This is a genomic window from Herbivorax alkaliphila, from assembly GCF_030848475.1.
Lineage (GTDB): Bacteria > Bacillota > Clostridia > Acetivibrionales > Acetivibrionaceae > Herbivorax.
This window is the reverse complement of record NZ_JAVDDS010000003.1, coordinates 76,372-94,231: the sequence shown is the minus strand read 5'-3', so window position 1 is coordinate 94,231 and position 17,860 is coordinate 76,372. Positions and strand designations below refer to the sequence as shown.

The following is a 17,860-nucleotide window of genomic DNA, read 5'->3' as shown; positions in this document are numbered from 1 at the left end:
TCGTACTTTTATTAGTATAGTTATAAAGTATAGTTATATAGCATGATTAGTATAGTCAATATGATTAATTGAGAAAAATTAAATTTTTTGGAGGATATATAATTATGGAAAAGCTTAAAGGACCTCAAAAAAAAGAAGAAGCAGAAATAGCTATGGCTCAACTTAGAAGAAACTATGGCAAATGGCGAAAAGATAAATTAATAAAAAAAGATGGTTTTTTTATTATATATAACGATTTTTATATTAGTGAAAAATTAAAACATATAAAGGGTAATGCATTAAAAGTATATGTATATTTAGGCATTCATGTAAAAAATGAAACTGGTGAATGTTGGCACAGTGTTGAAAGAATAGCTGATTATTTTGAAATGGATAAAAGAACAGTAGAAAGGGCATTGGGAAATTTGGAAGAATTGGAATTGATTCAAAGAATACAAAAAGGTTTTAAAAGAGTTGCCAACACTTTTCTTAAACCATATTGAAGATAATCTGTTTATAAAATATTAAGAAATAAGTCTCTTAGTATTATTATTTACAATAAATATATGTGTGAGGTTTTTAAATTGATATCTATTTTTATTGACGAAAGTGAAGATTCAAAAAGATTTGCTGTTGGTGGCATTATTACAGGTGATAAAAAAGCTTTATTAGATGGAATATATAGAACTAGAAAATATGTAAAAAATAAAAAGGGATTGACAAAAAGTATACGACAAAAAATACTAAATGAAATGAAAGATCATTTCCTTCAAGGTATTTGCGAAGACATAAGATTTGTTTTTATAAAAAATATTTTGCACAAAAAGAAGAAAAACAAAAAACACTTAGCAGAAAGGGAATCTGTAAGGGTTTTTTGTGCTTACTATGATAAAAAATTTGGTGAGTATTTTAACCAAGAACGTAAAGAAAAAATATATATAAAGTGCATAATGGCAGTTCTTGAGAGGTTAATTGATTATAAAATAGATTCAGAAATAGAACTTATATATGATATAGTTTATGATGAATTTGGGAGCAATGATTTTGAAAAGGAATTAAATAATATAATCAGGAACAAATATATTAATGTTAAATCTATTTCTCCAGGAAAATCGCAAGAAATCAAAGAATTGCAAGCAGCTGATATATGTATAGGTTGTGCAAGAAGAATCATAAATGAAGAAAATTCAGAAGGATTTGAATTAATAAAAGAAATCACTAATTTTATTAAGGTAAATGATTAGAAAATATAAAAGCAGTTAATCCTTATGGCTTTGCTGTCAATATCAGCTTCTACCCCGACCTAGCAAGGAAGCCATAAGCGATAACTGCTTATCATCTTAAGTATCAAATTTAATTACCATTTTACTATTATTCAAATACCTTTAATACTAGTATACACTATTATATTTCAAATATACAATTTTGTCTACACTAAATATGTGAACTTAGCTTTTTAATACTCTTATTATTATAAATTAACATCATATATCAAACAATTTTCAATTTGTCATATGGGTAGGTTTAATTAATATGTTTTCTATTATATTTTTTATATCAAGGCTTAAAAAGGGTGAAGCTAACAAAATATTATCATTCACATGTGCCAGCTAAAGGCTTTAAATCATAGTGATTTAAAGCCTGATTTACATCGTGTATATTAAAAATTTTTTTGTCTAGACAAAATTGAATTACTAAATCAAATATTTCATTATCAGATAATGAGAATCCAGCAGCACACAAAAGCATGTCAGCTTCTTCCTTGTTTAGCTCAAGAGCTAATGCAAGAGCAATCACCGAATTTTTTGATAATCTATAACTAGAATTTGAACGAATTTTTGAAAAGTGCCTTCTGTCAAGTCCAGCTTTTTTGTATACTTCAGAATCACGAAACCCTTTTTCATCAATAAAACTAAACAATACCCTATTAAATGCTTCTTTTTTATTTTCTTTAATAAAATCGTCTAGCTCAAAATGGTGAAAACAATCATAACAAGATTTTTTTTGTCGTACTTCTTCAAAAACGACTAGTTCTTGTTCATTAATATGATAATCTACATATTCGTTTAATTGATTAAGTAATGAATAATCTAACATCTAGCTGCCCCCCTATTATAAGAATGTCGCTTGACAGGCGACCAAAGAAAAACTGATTTCAGATAGTATTATATCATAATAAAATTGAAAGGATGAGAAAAATGAATAAAAATTTGACAGAAATTATTTTTCTTCTTGACAGAAGTGGCTCAATGGCAGGGTTAGAAAGTGAAACAATATCAGGATTCAATAATTTTATTGAAAACCAAAACAGGGTAAAAGCTAAAACGATTATAACTACGGTTCTTTTTGATAATATGTATGAAATATTATTAAATGGGGTTTTATCAAGTGATGCTAAAATAAGTAATAAGGATTATTATGTTAGGGGCAGTACTGCTTTATTAGATGCTGTAGGAAAAACAATAGTGGATGTTGGGGTGAGGCTATCTAAAACAAAAGAAAGTGAAAGGCCTGGGAAAGTTGTATTTGTAATAACAACAGATGGACTTGAAAATGCCAGTAAAGAGTATACTTACGAAAAAGTGAAAGATTTGATAAGTCACCAAAGTGTTAAATATGGATGGGAATTTATTTTTCTAGGTGCAAATATAGATTCAGCAAAGGAAGCTGAAAGTATTGGGATTGATAAAAATAAATCATACAATTATGATACAACTGAGGAAGGCACAAAAAGAATGTATTACTTTGTAGATGAAGTGGTATCAGAAATGAGAAAGGATTAAGTATTTTTTAAAAAGCCCCTATACTATAATAAATTAATGTTATTAAAAAATACCATTAATATTGATTGTTACTGAAATATATGGTAATGTAAATTCATAAGAGTAAATAGAGTTGGGTTTTATATTAAGTTGTGAGCTAATTTAAAAGTATATAAGTGAACAGGAGGCGAAAAAAGTGAAATCAAATTTCATGTTTTTAGAAAAAGCCTTCCCTATTTTATCAAAAATAGGCAGTACTGCAGAAGACTATTTGTATAAAGATACAAATTCCTGTTTGATAAAATTAGGTTTATTTGGGGAGACAGTTGTAAACATAATGCTTAAACTGGATAATATTGATTCACCCTCTTATGACAATACTCATGCAAATCGCATAAAGATTTTAAAGAAAAACGATTTACTGCCAAAAGATATTGATGATATACTCTATTCTCTTAGAATGGCACGAAATAAAGCTGTTCATGCAAATTATGATTCCTTTTATGATTGCAAAATTCTTTTGGAAATGGCATATAACTTAGGTGTATGGTTTATGCAGACCTATGGAGATTGGGGATATAAACCAGAAAATTTTGTCATGCCAAAAAATAATACAGATAAAGTTGATTATGAAACTCTTTTAAAGGAAAAGGAAGAGCTAATAGAAAAACTGTCAAAAGAGATTGAAAAAATAGGTGATAGTAAAAAAGTATCTGTTAGGGAAAGAGCTAAAAAATCAAGTAAAGCAGCAGAACAAATTAATTTGTCAGAAAAAGAAACCCGTTATCTAATTGATGAACAACTTCGCAAAGTGGGATGGGAAACTGACACTATAAATTTACGTTATTCAAAAGGAACAAGACCGCAAAAGGGCAGAAATATTGCCATTGCTGAGTGGCCGACAAATTCAAAAGTTGTTGAAAGAGGTTCGGCAGACTATGCCCTTTTCGTTGGACTGAATCTTGTAGCTGTTGTTGAAGCAAAGCGAAAATTTACAGATATACCGTCTGTTATAGATTATCAGTGCAAAGATTATGCAAAAGAAATAAAAAAAGAACATGAAGATTATCAGGTAGGTACTTGGGGTGAATATAAAGTTCCGTTTCTTTTTGCAACTAACGGAAGAAAATATTTAAAGCAGCTTGAAATAAAATCAGGCATTTGGTTTTTAGATGCACGGAAAAAGTCTAATATTTCAAAGCCTCTAAAGGGTTGGATGAGCCCTGATGGAATTATGGAATTATTAGAAAAGGATATTGAAACGGCTAATAAGTCTTTAAAAAACATGCCCTATGATCTTTTAAGAGATAAGAATGGGCTTAATTTACGTGATTATCAAATAGAGGCTATTGAAGAGGCAGAAAATGTAATTGTTAACGGAAAACAAAATGTTCTTATTTCAATGGCAACAGGAACAGGCAAAACAAGAACAATTTTAGGGATGATTTATAGATTTATAACCACAAAAAGGTTTAAGCGTGTATTGTTTTTAGTTGATAGAACATCTTTAGGAGAACAGGCACAGGATGTTTTTAAAGAAGTTAAAATTGAAGAGTTAATGACTTTAGATGAAATTTTTGATATAAAAAACCTTGAAGACAAGGAAATAGAGAAAGAGACAAAAATTCATGTTTCAACGGTGCAAAGCCTTGTAAAGAGAATTTTATATAATGAAGGTGAAACAATGCCTGCTGTTACTGATTATGACCTTGTAATTGTAGATGAAGCTCACAGAGGTTATATTCTTGATAAGGAGATGGGAGAAGATGAGCAGCTATATAGAAATCAAAATGACTATATAAGCAAATACCGAACTGTAATAGAATATTTTGATGCAACAAAGATTGCCCTAACAGCAACACCAGCACTACATACAGCACAAATATTTGGCAGACCCATATTTAACTACTCATATAGAAAAGCTGTAATTGAAGGGTATTTAGTTGACCACGATGCTCCACATGATACACTTACAAAGCTTAGAAAAGAGGGAATCAACTTTAAAAAAGGTGAAATTGTAGCAGCTTATGATCCTAATACCGGTGAAATAACTAACAGTTATGAAATTAAAGATGAACTTAAGTTTGATGTGGATAAATTTAATCGTCAGGTTATTACAAAAAGTTTTAACAACACAGTATTAGAAGATATTGCCCAATATATTAATCCAGAAGGTGATGGAAAAACATTAATATATGCAGTTAATGACACTCATGCAGATCTTATAGTGGATATTTTAAAAAGGATTTATAAGCCCTGTGGTATAGATAATGATGCTATTATGAAGATAACAGGCAGTATTGAAGGTGGAAATAAAAAGAAAGTATCAGAAGCCATAAAAAGATTTAAAAATGAGAAGTACCCCAATATAGCTGTGACCGTTGACTTGCTTACAACAGGAATTGATGTGCCTAAGATAACTTCAATTGTTTTTATGAGGTGTGTAAAGTCTCGTATTTTATTTGAGCAAATGCTAGGAAGGGCTACAAGACTTTGCCCTGAAATTGATAAAACTCATTTTGAAATATTTGATCCTGTTGGAGTGTACGACTCTTTAAAAGATGTTAATACAATGAGACCTGTTGTGGTAAATCCAAAGGTGACATTTGGCAATCTAATAGAAGAATTGGGGAAATTTTCAACTAAAGCACAAACACAAAATCAAATAGATTTAATTATAGGGAAGCTACAGAGAAAGAAGCGAGAATTAAACGAAAAAACAGTGGAACACTTTAAACATTTATTAGGAGAGAATAATCCAACACAGTTTATTGAAAAAATCAAATCACTGCCTTTAGAAAATGCAAAGGAATTATTGATTAAAAATAGAGAAGTACTAGAGGTTTTAGATGAAGGAAGCATAATTCCAAAACGTAAAATTATTATATCTGAGAAAAAAGATGAACTTATAAGTCACACAAGAGGTTATGGAAAAGGGCTAAAGCCTGAGGACTATTTAGAGGAATTTAAAGAATTTATAACAAACAATTTTAATAAAATTACTGCATTAAATATAGTATGCACAAAGCCAAAGGAATTAACAAGGGAGAGTCTTAAAAGCCTGAAAGTAGAGCTAGACCAACAGGGCTTTACTGAAAAGCAGCTTAATACTGCATGGAGCGAACTTAAAAATGAGGACATTGCAGCAGATATTATTAGTTTTATCAGAAGGGAAGCTATTGGCTCTTTACTTATCAGTCATGAACATCGTATAATAGATGCTGTGAAGAAACTAAAAAGTAATCACTCATTTAGTAAAATGGAACTAGATTGGTTAAATCGAATTGAAAGTCACTTGATTCATGAAACCATAATAAACAAAGAGACTTTTAATAGTGGTGCATTTAGAGATTATGGTGGATTTGAACGTATTGATAAAATATTTAAAAATAAATTAGAAAATATTATATCGGAATTAAATGAGTATTTATATGATGATGGGGGTAAAACAGCGTGAACAACAAAGAAATTGTATCAAAGCTTTGGAATTTGTGTAATGTACTTAGAGATGATGGCATTACTTATCATCAGTATGTTACTGAACTAACGTATATTTTGTTTTTAAAAATGGCAAAAGAAACAGAGACAGAGGGAGGAATACCAGAGAATTACCGTTGGGACAGGCTAAAAGAGCCAAAAGGTATTGAACTAAAACGCTTTTATAAGGAACTACTTCGCCATTTAGGTGAAGACTCTATAGGAATAATTCGAGAAATATATGCAGGTGCATTCTCTAGTATCGAAGAGCCTAAAAACATTGAAAAGATTATCACTTCTATAGATTCACTTGACTGGTATTCTGCAAAGGAAGAAGGTCTTGGTAATCTTTATGAGGGCTTATTAGAAAAAAATGCAAACGAGAAAAAATCAGGGGCAGGGCAATATTTTACCCCTCGTGTACTTATAGATGTTATGACAAAACTAATAGAACCTAAAGCAGGTGAACTTTGTAATGACCCTGCTTGTGGAACATTTGGATTTATGATAGCTGCTGATCGTTTTGTAAAAGATGGTACTGATAATTTATTCAATCTGTCATTAGATCAGCAGAAATTTCAGAAGGAAAAAGCTTTTACAGGGTGTGAACTGGTACATGAAACTCACAGACTTGCATTGATGAATGCAATGCTTCATGGTATTGAAGGAGAAATTATGCTTGCAGACACTCTTTCTAATCATGGAAAGGTTATGAAAGATTTTGATGTGGTACTTACAAATCCACCCTTTGGTACTAAAAAAGGTGGTGAGCGTACTACCCGTGATGACTTCACCTATCCTACATCTAACAAACAGTTAAACTTTTTACAACACATTTACAGAAGTTTAAAATCAAATGGCAAAGCTCGTGCAGCAGTTGTATTGCCAGATAATGTACTTTTTGCAGATGGAGATGGAGCATCAATTCGAAAAGACTTAATGGATAAATGTGATTTACACACTGTTTTGCGTTTGCCAACAGGGAGACTGTAAGTAGATTGTTAATTTACACATTTCTACTTACAGTCTCTGCATCAAAAACAAATTTAATCTACTTCCAATTCTAGATTATATTCTCCCAGTAAATAATACACAGGGTTTTCAATATTAATCCTCAGCACTCTGTCTTCGCCCTCTTCAAGATTATAACAAACATATTTTATAATACCTTTTTCATCTGTATCCCATGAATAGCCTCCGCCTTGTGGAATACCTAAAAGATTGACTCTGTTTATGTGAAAACTGCGGATTATTTTATTTTCATTCTTATTTTCATACTCAAAGTAAATTTTAAGAGCTCCGTGTTCATTGCCTTCTACTGTAACCTTTTCAACTTCTGTTATTTTAACAATAGAATCTTTAAATTTGATTTCTTTGTTTACAGCTATTTTTTCACCTTCATTTGGTATTTTAAGTGATGTTCTTTTGGATTCATGGTTTTTTACCATAATATAAGGAATATTTAAGACAAAATCCTTTTCGTCGCAGGACACATCAAAGTAAAATTTGTTATTGAGATTCATGTAACCATCAGGCGTTCTATATTCTTTTTTTCCTGTACTGGTCATTAAGTGAAGATCCATATTCATGTACCCATCTCCATCTTTTTTATTAAAGGAATAAATATCATATTCACTCTTATTTATAGGATAAAGGTCAACTTCTAAGATATCCTCATTTCTATTTGCTACAGCTGTAATAGAGATATTATTGTTGTATCCTGTAGAACCTATTTGCTCGAGGCTGTCAAAACTTTTATAGTTTTCAAATCTAAACCTTGAAGATAAGTTAGAATCAATGTATTTAATTTTATATACTGTCTCTGTATTAATATCTTCTGGGTTTAGCTCAAAGTTAGCATAAATGTTTTTACTAATACCTCCTCCACCTGATAACCAATTAGAAGGAGTATATTTTTTATCACCTGCCATCAAAAAAAGATTAAGTTCTTTCATTTGATTAGTTTTAACAAGTCTATCCCATTCTTCTTGCTTTTTTTTCATAAGTTTTTCTTCATCAAAGTCCTTTTTTTCAATTCTTAGAGAAATACTAACTGTATCCTCTGTAGCTAATGCATTGTTTATAAGCATGGTATAACTATCATTTTCTGTTTTTAAATTTTGCTGGTCAATAACATATAAGATAGTATTATTATTTTCGATGATGCCATAGTTTGGTATAAAGGCAAAGTATTTTCCCAAAGCTCCAACAATATTATCCAATCCAACTGTAAATAAAGAGGTTAGAATTATTAATATTATAGCTGCTGAAGCTAAAAGTTTTCTATAAAAAAATCTTTTATTATTAATTCCTGTTTTCTTATATGCCATTGAGTTTATTTTAGCCTTAGTTTTTTTATCAATATCAAAACCTATATTGCTATCTTTAAGTAGTTTATCAACATCTTCAATATCAAAATTGTCAAGAGCATTCATTATTTTATCTTCCATTTTACAACACCTCCTTAAGTATTTTTCGTAATTTTATAAGTCCCCGTGAAACTTTTTTATCAATTGTATTTTCTTTAATACCTAGAATCTTTGATACAATTTTTGTGCTTTGTCCAAAAAAGTACTTTCTTATGAATATTTCACTGTCAGGCTCGCCTAAAGATTTTATACTGTCTATAATAATAGATTTAGTTTCCTTATTCATTACAATTGTTTCAGCATATTCTTCCTTGGGTGTAGACAAATCATGGTTTAGCTGTTCCATCGAAACCACCGAATCTGCAATATTTTTATTACGTCTTATTACATCAATTGCTTTTCTTTTTGCAATAACAGCTATAAATGCTTTTAAAGAGCCCTTGTTGAGATCTATGCTATTCCTATTTTTAAAAACTTCATAGAATACAGCACTAGAACATTCTTCAATGTCTTCTTTAAAAAGTCTTGAGTTTAACTTAGAATATATAATTGTGTAAACTAGCCCAGCGTAAGTATCTATTAGTTTTTTAAGTCCTTTTTCTGGATTAGTCAGTAAAAGATTAAGCAAAAACTCATCCAAATGAACATCTTCCTCTCAAGTTTTATAGTTAAATCATATGATTATATTTGTTTATTCGCAAATTATATAATAAATCTGACAAGAAAACATAAAAAAGTCGGCTTCGCCGATTTAAGGCTAGGGTAATCCGTTAAAGTATAGCCTTTCGGTAGACTTTTTTGATGCCAGAGAGCAAAGAACTTTCTTAGCCATTAAAAAAATAAGGTGGAGCTTTAGCCCCACCTTATTTTTTATAGCAGTATATTTTGGAGTTTCGCACCCCTATGGGTTGATCAGTTGCTGAAATTTCTTTAGACACTTTGTAAAGTAGCGTTCTCCAAGGTAGTTTATCATTATTTTTCAATCTATAAATCACATCTTTTTTCATTTCAGTTGTTTTTTGATACTCACTTTTATAAAATGCATGTACACTACTTAAAATTATAAGTGGGAACATAACTAATAATATAATTATTTCTGTAGCACTATATCCAGCTTTTTTAGAAATTTCTGATTTCCAGCAAAGGGTTTTGAAGTTGAATTTTTTCATAACATTGCATATAATATTATTAATTGAATAACCGTGTTTATCAAGTGCTTTTTTTACTTCGTCTACATTTTGCCGCATAATATCACTCCGTTTTTGGTTTATTTGTATCTCAAACTAATTATACCATAAAACTCAGTGAGTATGCGGCTTTTAAGAGTTTCTTTATCGATTTTAGCAAGGTTTTTTTATTGATTTTTCAAGGTGCGAAACTCGAGTTATAATATAAAACCTCCGATACATTCTTTAAATTTACCATACATAATATAACAAATATATGTAAACAACAAACACTAAGGATACAAATTTAGTCTCTGAACTGATTTTTGAAATACTATCATCACAGTTACAAGAAAAATATTTTAATTTAAAGTACAAAATTATATTTTTATCCATTCAACACCCTCCTGATAGTTGGTTTATGAATAAAAACATAATTGATTTAACATAAGATTTTATTCATAAAAGGTTTGTTTTTAAAGCTATGTTTGTTAAAAAATAAACAAAATGTGACCTTTTCGTGACTTTAGTCACAAAAAAAGTGACTAAAGTCACGAGATCTTTGAAAAAGTCGTGACCGAAGTCACGCAAAGAAGTGACTAATGGCACTTGTATATCAATTATTAATATAGTATTATGATTTTAGCAAGCAAAACCCAAGTAAATTGTTGGGTTATATTAAACTTTTTCAACGAAAGGTTGGTTACATATGGCAGTTATTCAAAGGAGTAAAGAATTAAAAATGGAAAACGTTCTTTCTCTTAGAAAGAAAATGACACAAGAACAAATGCAGAAGGAAATGGCTAAAATAGGACAGTTTTTTGAAGCTAATGCTATAAAGAAAGCAGGCAATATAACAACTACTACTTATTACGTAGATTCAGATGGAACATTAGATATGGAAATACTTGTACCAATGGACAAGTTAGTTGAATTGCCATCTGAATATAGGTTAAAGCCTGTATTTAAATTGGTAAATGCAGTATATGCAAGGCATGAAGGAAATCCATCTAATCTTCAAAATGTGTACAATGAAATGCTGGGATATATTAAGGAAAATAATTTACAACAAATAACAACAGGATATAATGTTACAGTTAAAGATATTACACCAAATATGAGTATGGATGAGGTTGTTATAGATGTGTACATAGGTGTAAGTGAGAATGTGTTGTAAGGTAGTTTGATTTTATGCTTGAATTGCATGTATTGCAGTTTGAGTTGTATGTATTTAAGGTTGAATGGAAATGTATTATGCTATCTGACTGCAAAAGCAGTTTGATATAATAAGTGGACATGATTCTCTATTGCTTGAGGTTTACCGCGGGACTAAAAAGTAATCAGGGCGAATGTTCAAAATAAAAAACTAACAAGGGAGGTAATAAGTATGACAGGTACATTGGTATTAAATAACAGTAGTTTTGTGGAGTTAACCAATGAGGATATGATGTTAGTAGATGGAGGAAGTTTAGGTAAGGCTCTTGCTGCAACTGCTGGAGCAGTATGTATTGGAATCGCTCCAGTTGTAGGAGTAATAGCTGGAATGGGTGGTAGCGTTGTAGGTACACCAGTAGTAGGAGTAGCGGCAGGTGTTGCAGCAGGAGCTGGTATGGTAGCAGCAGGCTCGAATATGTTGGATTGGGCTACAAGATAAATTAGTAAAAATAATTAGAAAGGAGACAAAATTATGGAATTATCTATTTCAAATAACTTTATTGAATTAAAGGAAGACACTCTAACTCAAATAAATGCAGGTAGTGTTTGGGGAGTTGTCGGTGGTGTAGCTACTGTAGTTGCTGGTGCAGCCACAGTAGTTGGTGGTGTAGCTATGCTTTGTATTCCTGAACCAACAACAGCTACAAAATTTGCAGGAGCAGGTATGATAGCAACTGGAGCAGCATTTGTTGGCGGTGGTGTTGCTCAGATAGGAATGAACATATAATTATATAAGCTGATATATTGATATTCGTGTAAGAAAGAATCTATATTTTTTATAAATTTTATTTATCCTAAATTAGATTCTTTCTTACACACAGATCTTTAAAAACAATTAATAAAGTATAGAATTTTATTAAAGGAGGCAAATAGTGTGACAAAACAAAAAAAAAGAGTGTATAAATATGCGATTTTTATATCTATTCTAGGTATTATTGTGAGTGGAATTAATTATGTAGCTTTTAAAGTGCCAGCAGTTGGAGTAGCATTTATTATGTCAATAATTTCATCGACTATTGTAATCATTGCTTATAATATAGAGAAATAGAAAGAAAATTTAAAAATGTTTAGGAGACAAACATTATGGTGAAAAAAAAAGTTAAAGCGTATAAGTTCTCAATTTTAATGTCTATTATATGTATTGTTCTGACAGGAGTTAATTATTTAGTTTTTAAAGTGCCAGCAGTTGGTGTGGCGTTTATTGTAGGAATAATTGTATGTATTATTACAATTATTTGCTATAATATAGAAAAACAAAACAAAAGAGAAGATTGACTAAAACTGTGATAAAAGAATAAAAACACATACTTTTTAATATTTTATTATTCAAGTTTTTATGGTATGATTTTTGATTAAAGTAAGATTTAAATATACTTGGGGGAAGAGATGTTAAAAAATCCATTTAAGAAATATCATTGTATAAAGCAATATGACATAACAGATTGTGGGGCAGCATGTCTTGCAACAATAAGTAAACAATATGGTTTGAAAATTCCAATTACAAAAATACGTGAAGTGGCTGGGACTGATAAGCAGGGAACAAATGCATATGGTGTCATAAAGGCAGCAGAGCAGCTTGGTTTTACTGCAAAAGCCGTCCGTGGTGATAAGGAGGCTTTTTTTTCTGAGTTTCCATTGCCTGCAATTGCACATGTTGTTATGGATGGAAGCCTTCTACACTATGTTGTAATTCACAAAATATCAAAAAAAGAAGTTATTGTTGCAGACCCTGGGAAAGGTATAGTCAAATACACACCAGAAGAGTTTTTTAAACTATGGACAGGTGTTTTAATATTACTTGTGCCATCACCAAAGTTTGAAAAAGGTGATGAAACAAAAAGTATATTTTCAAGATTTTTTGGATTGTTACTTCCTCAAAAAAGACTTGTCATAAATATATTTTTTACATCACTTATATACACAGTTTTGGGGATACTAGGGGCATTTTATTTTAAATTTATGATGGATGACATACTGCCAAATAATTTGACAAAAACATTACATATTGTATCTATAGGCATAATAATTTTAAATCTATTTAAAATTTTGCTAAATGCCTTTAGGTCACATTTAATGCTATATTTAAGCCAAAAGCTTGATATATCTCTGATATTGGGATATTACAATCATGTTTTAGAGCTTCCAATGAACTTTTTTGGAACTAGAAAGGTTGGAGAAATTATATCAAGGTTTATGGATGCATCAAAGGTAAGAGAAGCCATATCAGGTGCTACACTTACCATTATGATAGATACATTGATGGCAGTAGCTGGTGGAATAATTCTATATACTCAAAATTCCTTTTTGTTTGGAATTGCATTTTTAATGGTGATAGCCTATGCCATTATAGTGTTTGTATTTAACAAGCCAATAAAAAATATAAACAGAAAACAGATGGAAAACAATGCACAGCTTACATCATACCTTGTTGAATCATTAAATGGTATAGAGACAATAAAGTCTTTTAATGCAGAAAGAAAATCAAATATTGAAACAGAAAAGAAGTTTGTAAAGTTTTTAAAAAGTGTATTTAAAGGTGGATGGATATATAACCTTAAAGATTCATTAAGTGGATTTGTAGCCTTAGTAGGTGGTGTTGTAATACTTTGGGTTGGAGCACACAGTGTTTTAAATGGCGAAATGACAATAGGTCAGCTTTTAGCATTTAATGCATTACTTGCATACTTTCTAGACCCTATAAAAAATCTAATTGAATTACAGCCTATGATGCAAACTGCAATAGTAGCATCTGATAGGCTTGGAGAGATTTTAGACTTAGAACTTGAAAAAAGTGAAAATGAAGATAAAAAAATTGTTCCTGCTACATTAAAGGGAACTGTTGAATATAAAAAAATTGACTTTAGATATGGAACACGAGAGCTTGTATTAAAAAATATAAATTTTAAAATAGGAAATGGTGAGAAAATAGCATTTGTTGGAGAAAGTGGCTCGGGAAAAACAACTTTAATAAAACTACTTTTAAATCTTTATAAGGTTAAAAAAGGAGAAATACTCATTAATGAATGTAATATCAATGATATTAATATGCATCACCTAAGAGATAGAATTGCCTACATATCACAGGATGTATTTTTGTTTAGTGGAACAATCTATGAAAACTTAAGTCTTGGTATAGAAAATCCTGATATGGAAGCTGTAATTGAAGCTGCGAAAATGGCAAGAGCACATGACTTTATAAATTCACTGCCCCTTCGCTATGAAACTATGTTAGAAGAAAACGGTGCAAACCTTTCAGGTGGTCAAAAACAAAGGCTTGCAATTACAAGGGCATTACTTAAAAAACCTGACATTCTTATTATGGATGAAGCCACAAGTAACCTTGACTCAATCACAGAAAAAGCTATTGAAAGAACTATAAATGAGCATACAAAAGGAATTACCACCTTTATAATTGCACATAGGCTATCTACAATTATGAGATGTGACAAAATATTTGTGATGGATAAAGGAGAATTTGTTGAAAGTGGCTCACATAAAGAACTTATAGATAAAAAAGGATTTTACTATGATCTTTGGAAAGAACAATTGCCTGAGACAACGGGACAAACACCTTTTGTTCCTTTTGTGGGTGGATTTGACCAGTCAGCAGTTGTAAAGGACGGTGAATCAAAATGAAGACATATATACAGGATTTAAAAGATATTACAGACAGCCGAGAAATGTTAGAATCAAAACCACACTTTTTTCTAGCATGGTTTGCATATATATTAATTGGTATTCTTGTAGCTGCTTTAATATGGGCATATTTCGGACAGATAGAAGATTATGTAAAGGCGGCAGGGACAGTAAGACCAGGAGAAAAGATAAGCACAATAAGAAATATGGTTACTGGAAGAGTTGATGAAGTATATTTTGAACAAGGAATGAAAGTAAAAGAAGGAGATGTACTATATAGAATAGAAATTGATGGGCTTATTTCAGAAAAAGAACAGTTAGAAAGAAAAGTAAACAGACTTGAAACAGAAAATAACAATTTGATAAAGCTTAAAAACAGTATACTTGAAAATAATAATTTATTTGATAATGAAAATATAGATGAAATAGATTTTTATAACAGATACCGAAAATATGAAACAGACAGGCTTGTAAGTATTGAACAGTATGAAAACCAAAGAGTTGATATGACACAGTTTAAAAATGAATCTAATGTAAATTTAAAATTTAGTCAAAGAAGATTAGAGCAAGAAAAAGAGAGATTGGAAAAATATAAGCGTTTAGAAAAATCTATAGAAGAAAACAAAAATCTTTTTGATCAAAATGATATAGAGTTCTACAACCAGTACGCAGAGTATGAAATAAACATAAGACAGCTTGAAATATTAAAAGATCAAAAATCAGATAATTATGAAAGATTAGAAAAGTTGTATGAAGCAGGAGGAATATCACAAATAGACTTAGAAGATGCAAAAAATCAGATGGAACTTGCAGCAGTAGATTTGAACAGATATAAAAGTGAGTACATATTAAATATAAAATCTACTCTTAGACAGACCAACCAAAACATTGAAGAAATAACAGCTACAATAGAAAAGTCAAGTTCAGTTACCCAGATGTATGATGGTAAATTAATGGATAAAGACCTTATGCTTGAGAAAATGAAAATTGATATGTTGGTGCAAATAGAAGATGAACTTTCTTTAAACAAAAGTAATCTTGATAATGCAAATTTATCTCTTAGAAATGTTGAAATAAACATAGATGATTCAAGTGTAAAAGCTCCTATAAGTGGTGTGGTTAATGTTTATTCAGAAATAAGCAGAGGGGACTTTTTGCAAGGGGGCGTGGAAATAGCAACTATCGTACCTGATGTTTCAACAGAATATAGAGTGCAATTAATGGTTCCAAATGAGAATATTGCAGAAGTAGAATTAGGACAGAAAATAAAGTATCATTTTCATGCACTACCATTTAGGGAATATGGAGAAGCAGAAGGAACGGTACAGAGAATAAGTAATGATTCAAGAGTGGATAGCGAAACTGGAATTAGTTATTACGTCGTTGAAGCAACATTGGAAGAAACAAAGATGGAAAGCTATAAAGGAGATATACGAGAAGTAAAAGTTGGAATGGCATGTGAAGCTCAGGTTGTAACAAAATCAAGAAGTATTTTGAGATGGCTACTTGAAAAGATAAATTTAAGGGATTAGGTAAAAACATCAAGTGATTTATAAAAATTATATAAAAGCAATAACTAATCCATTAGCACATAAAACCAATACAAACACGACAATGTTTGTATTGGTTTTAGGAGGTAGTGTAATAGCACCTTAAAGATACAAATAAATATATTTATTTGAAATGTTAGTGCTACACATGGTTGGTGAAAATTTTACAATATATTGGATACTAAAATATAGTATATATTTAAAACAAATAACAAGGAGATGTGGTATTAAATGAAAAAAACAAAAAGAGTAACAGCACTATTATTAGCAGTGGTTATGGTTATTTCCTTACAGATAACAGGGATATTTGCACAGCAGTCTCTAGAGGCAGAACAGCCTAGTATATGGGCTTTAGAAGGTGTTCAGTGGTCGGCTATATATGAGCTTGCACAAGAAGAAATGTATACAAACTATACTTCAAAAGTAACTTGTGAAGAACTTGCAACAGTTAGTGCAAACTTATACAAAAGAATAACAGGGGAAGAAATCTCACCAAGTAATTTAGTTGAATTATCAGAACCACAAAGAAATGCAACAAGGCTTGAAATGGTAGAAGCAGTATACAGCGTAATAAAGAAAGCACAGCCTGATTTTGATTTCGAAGTTGATGTAAAGCTTACATTTGAGGATGTGAACAATTTATCAGAAGATTCACTGAGTATTATAAAATACTCAGTATCAAGAGGCATACTAAATGGAAGAAATAATAAAATACTTGACTTAGCAACTGTTTGTACAAGGCAAGAATTAATGGTTTATGCTAAAAATGCCTATGAGTTTGTTGTATACGAAGCAGGGTTAGATTCTAAAGGAGCATTTTGGGAAGTAAGTTATAATGATAATACAGTATATCTTTTAGGTTCTGTGCATTATGCTGATAGTTCTATGTACCCACTTTCTAAAGATATTTTAAATGCATTTGAAGCATCTGACATTTTGGCTGTTGAGGCAGATTTAGGAAAAGTGGAAGAAGCAGCAACATATATGATGCTAAAAGGAATGTACCAAGATGAAAACACATTAGATCAAAATGTACCAGAAGAAGTTTATGAAAGATTTGTAGAAGTAATACAACCTTTTGGATTGCAGGAAGAATTTTATAATAAATTAAAGCCATGGTATGCAGCGTTGCTTATTACAAGCTTGAGTATTGAAGAAAATAATTACAGTGCAGATATGGGAATTGACTTGTTTTTCACATCAAAAGCAATGGAAGCAAAAGAAATTATTGAAATAGAAGGAATGGAATTTCAGGTAGATATGTTTGATTCGTTTTCAGAAGAGCTTCAATTAGAATTTTTTAAAGGAACACTAGGCTCTGAAGAAGAGCAGGAAGAAGGAATGAAATTATTAGATGATATAATGGCGTATTGGAAATCAGGTAATGTAGAAGATTTGGCTAAATTAGTAAGGGATAATGAAGATGATGAAGATTTACAGGAATTCAATGAAAAAATGTGGGAAGAAAGAGATAACAATATGACTGAAAAAATAAAAGAATATCTTGTTGATTCACAAAACACATACTTTGTGGTAGTTGGAGCAGGACATATGATAGGTGATACAGGTATTATTACACAATTAGAAGCAGAAGGCATATATGAAATAACACAAGTTAAGTGAACTCATTTAGCTAAAGTTAATAAATCTGACAAGAAAACATAAAAAAGTCGGCTTCGCCGATTTAAAGCTAGGGTAATCTTTTA

16 protein-coding genes and 1 pseudogene are annotated in these 17,860 nt (G+C 30.6%); 13 read left to right on the top strand and 4 right to left on the bottom strand.

What is annotated here, in order from left to right; genetic code table 11:
• The first annotated feature begins 104 nt into the window (after positions 1–104).
• A complete protein-coding gene (locus tag RBH29_RS01815) occupies positions 105–482 on the top strand; it encodes a helix-turn-helix domain-containing protein (RefSeq protein ID WP_306694719.1) in 378 nt (125 codons plus the stop codon).
• A gap of 81 nt (positions 483–563) precedes the next feature.
• Positions 564–1,223, top strand: a complete 660-nt coding sequence (locus RBH29_RS01810; RefSeq protein WP_306694718.1) for a DUF3800 domain-containing protein — start codon at positions 564–566, stop codon at positions 1,221–1,223.
• A 349-nt stretch (positions 1,224–1,572) separates the two neighbouring features.
• On the opposite strand, the gene RBH29_RS01805 is transcribed toward RBH29_RS01810, so the two are convergent.
• Positions 1,573–2,076, bottom strand: a complete 504-nt coding sequence (locus RBH29_RS01805; RefSeq protein ID WP_306694717.1) for a hypothetical protein — start codon at positions 2,074–2,076, stop codon at positions 1,573–1,575.
• A 101-nt stretch (positions 2,077–2,177) separates the two neighbouring features.
• On the opposite strand from RBH29_RS01805, the gene RBH29_RS01800 reads away from it, so the two are divergent.
• The 3 genes and pseudogenes from RBH29_RS01800 to RBH29_RS01790 form a co-directional block, all read left to right on the top strand.
• On the top strand, positions 2,178–2,762 hold the full coding sequence (locus RBH29_RS01800; protein ID WP_306694716.1) for a vWA domain-containing protein: 585 nt from the start codon (positions 2,178–2,180) through the stop codon (positions 2,760–2,762).
• Positions 2,763–2,937: 175 nt separating this feature from the next.
• The gene (hsdR, locus tag RBH29_RS01795; protein ID WP_306694714.1) at positions 2,938–6,198 is read left to right on the top strand and encodes a type I restriction-modification system endonuclease; all 3,261 of its coding nucleotides are present in this window, start codon (positions 2,938–2,940) and stop codon (positions 6,196–6,198) included.
• A pseudogene (locus tag RBH29_RS01790) lies at positions 6,195–7,202 on the top strand (class I SAM-dependent DNA methyltransferase); the annotation flags it as partial. The gene hsdR and the pseudogene RBH29_RS01790, both read left to right, overlap by 4 nt.
• Positions 7,203–7,264: 62 nt before the next feature.
• Here the strand turns inward: RBH29_RS01790 and RBH29_RS01785 are convergent.
• From RBH29_RS01785 to RBH29_RS01775, 3 genes are all read right to left on the bottom strand, one after another.
• Entirely contained in the window at positions 7,265–8,668 is a 1,404-nt protein-coding gene (locus RBH29_RS01785; protein WP_306694712.1) for a hypothetical protein, read from the bottom strand.
• 1 nt (position 8,669) lies between these two features.
• Positions 8,670–9,227: an RNA polymerase sigma factor gene (locus RBH29_RS01780; protein ID WP_306694710.1), complete on the bottom strand. Its 558-nt coding sequence runs from the start codon at positions 9,225–9,227 to the stop codon at positions 8,670–8,672.
• A gap of 223 nt (positions 9,228–9,450) precedes the next feature.
• A complete protein-coding gene (locus tag RBH29_RS01775; RefSeq protein ID WP_306694709.1) occupies positions 9,451–9,834 on the bottom strand; it encodes a hypothetical protein in 384 nt (127 codons plus the stop codon).
• Positions 9,835–10,462: 628 nt separating this feature from the next.
• Here RBH29_RS01775 and RBH29_RS01770 point away from each other — a divergent pair.
• The 8 genes from RBH29_RS01770 to RBH29_RS01735 all read left to right on the top strand — a co-directional run bounded on the left by RBH29_RS01770 (position 10,463) and on the right by RBH29_RS01735 (position 17,777).
• Positions 10,463–10,930, top strand: coding sequence for a GyrI-like domain-containing protein (locus tag RBH29_RS01770; protein ID WP_306694707.1), 468 nt, complete (start codon positions 10,463–10,465; stop codon positions 10,928–10,930).
• Positions 10,931–11,140: 210 nt separating this feature from the next.
• A complete protein-coding gene (locus RBH29_RS01765) occupies positions 11,141–11,407 on the top strand; it encodes a hypothetical protein (RefSeq protein WP_306694706.1) in 267 nt (88 codons plus the stop codon).
• Positions 11,408–11,440: 33 nt separating this feature from the next.
• Positions 11,441–11,695 carry a hypothetical protein gene (locus RBH29_RS01760; protein WP_306694705.1) on the top strand — a complete coding sequence of 85 codons (255 nt, stop codon included), beginning with the start codon at positions 11,441–11,443 and terminating at the stop codon, positions 11,693–11,695.
• Between the two features lie 147 nt (positions 11,696–11,842).
• Positions 11,843–12,016, top strand: coding sequence for a hypothetical protein (locus RBH29_RS01755; protein ID WP_306694703.1), 174 nt, complete (start codon positions 11,843–11,845; stop codon positions 12,014–12,016).
• A 35-nt stretch (positions 12,017–12,051) separates the two neighbouring features.
• Positions 12,052–12,243, top strand: a complete 192-nt coding sequence (locus RBH29_RS01750) for a hypothetical protein (protein WP_306694701.1) — start codon at positions 12,052–12,054, stop codon at positions 12,241–12,243.
• A gap of 111 nt (positions 12,244–12,354) precedes the next feature.
• Positions 12,355–14,604, top strand: coding sequence for a peptidase domain-containing ABC transporter (locus tag RBH29_RS01745; protein ID WP_306694700.1), 2,250 nt, complete (start codon positions 12,355–12,357; stop codon positions 14,602–14,604).
• Positions 14,601–16,136 carry an HlyD family efflux transporter periplasmic adaptor subunit gene (locus RBH29_RS01740; RefSeq protein WP_306694699.1) on the top strand — a complete coding sequence of 512 codons (1,536 nt, stop codon included), beginning with the start codon at positions 14,601–14,603 and terminating at the stop codon, positions 16,134–16,136. Before RBH29_RS01745 ends, RBH29_RS01740 begins: the two co-directional genes overlap by 4 nt.
• 249 nt (positions 16,137–16,385) lie before the next feature.
• The gene (locus tag RBH29_RS01735) at positions 16,386–17,777 is read left to right on the top strand and encodes a TraB/GumN family protein (RefSeq protein WP_306694698.1); all 1,392 of its coding nucleotides are present in this window, start codon (positions 16,386–16,388) and stop codon (positions 17,775–17,777) included.
• Positions 17,778–17,860: the final 83 nt, after the last annotated feature.

What these genes read in the sequence shown, in the direction of transcription:
- RBH29_RS01815 (WP_306694719.1), top strand. Translation starts at nt 105, where the DNA reads ATGGAAAAGCTTAAAGGACCTCAAAAAAAAGAAGAAGCAGAAATAGCT.
- RBH29_RS01805 (WP_306694717.1), bottom strand. Translation starts at nt 2,076, where the DNA reads ATGTTAGATTATTCATTACTTAATCAATTAAACGAATATGTAGATTAT.
- RBH29_RS01800 (WP_306694716.1), top strand. Translation starts at nt 2,178, where the DNA reads ATGAATAAAAATTTGACAGAAATTATTTTTCTTCTTGACAGAAGTGGC.
- RBH29_RS01785 (WP_306694712.1), bottom strand. Translation starts at nt 8,668, where the DNA reads ATGGAAGATAAAATAATGAATGCTCTTGACAATTTTGATATTGAAGAT.
- RBH29_RS01775 (WP_306694709.1), bottom strand. Translation starts at nt 9,834, where the DNA reads ATGCGGCAAAATGTAGACGAAGTAAAAAAAGCACTTGATAAACACGGT.
- RBH29_RS01770 (WP_306694707.1), top strand. Translation starts at nt 10,463, where the DNA reads ATGGCAGTTATTCAAAGGAGTAAAGAATTAAAAATGGAAAACGTTCTT.
- RBH29_RS01765 (WP_306694706.1), top strand. Translation starts at nt 11,141, where the DNA reads ATGACAGGTACATTGGTATTAAATAACAGTAGTTTTGTGGAGTTAACC.
- RBH29_RS01760 (WP_306694705.1), top strand. Translation starts at nt 11,441, where the DNA reads ATGGAATTATCTATTTCAAATAACTTTATTGAATTAAAGGAAGACACT.
- RBH29_RS01750 (WP_306694701.1), top strand. Translation starts at nt 12,052, where the DNA reads ATGGTGAAAAAAAAAGTTAAAGCGTATAAGTTCTCAATTTTAATGTCT.
- RBH29_RS01745 (WP_306694700.1), top strand. Translation starts at nt 12,355, where the DNA reads ATGTTAAAAAATCCATTTAAGAAATATCATTGTATAAAGCAATATGAC.
- RBH29_RS01740 (WP_306694699.1), top strand. Translation starts at nt 14,601, where the DNA reads ATGAAGACATATATACAGGATTTAAAAGATATTACAGACAGCCGAGAA.
- RBH29_RS01735 (WP_306694698.1), top strand. Translation starts at nt 16,386, where the DNA reads ATGAAAAAAACAAAAAGAGTAACAGCACTATTATTAGCAGTGGTTATG.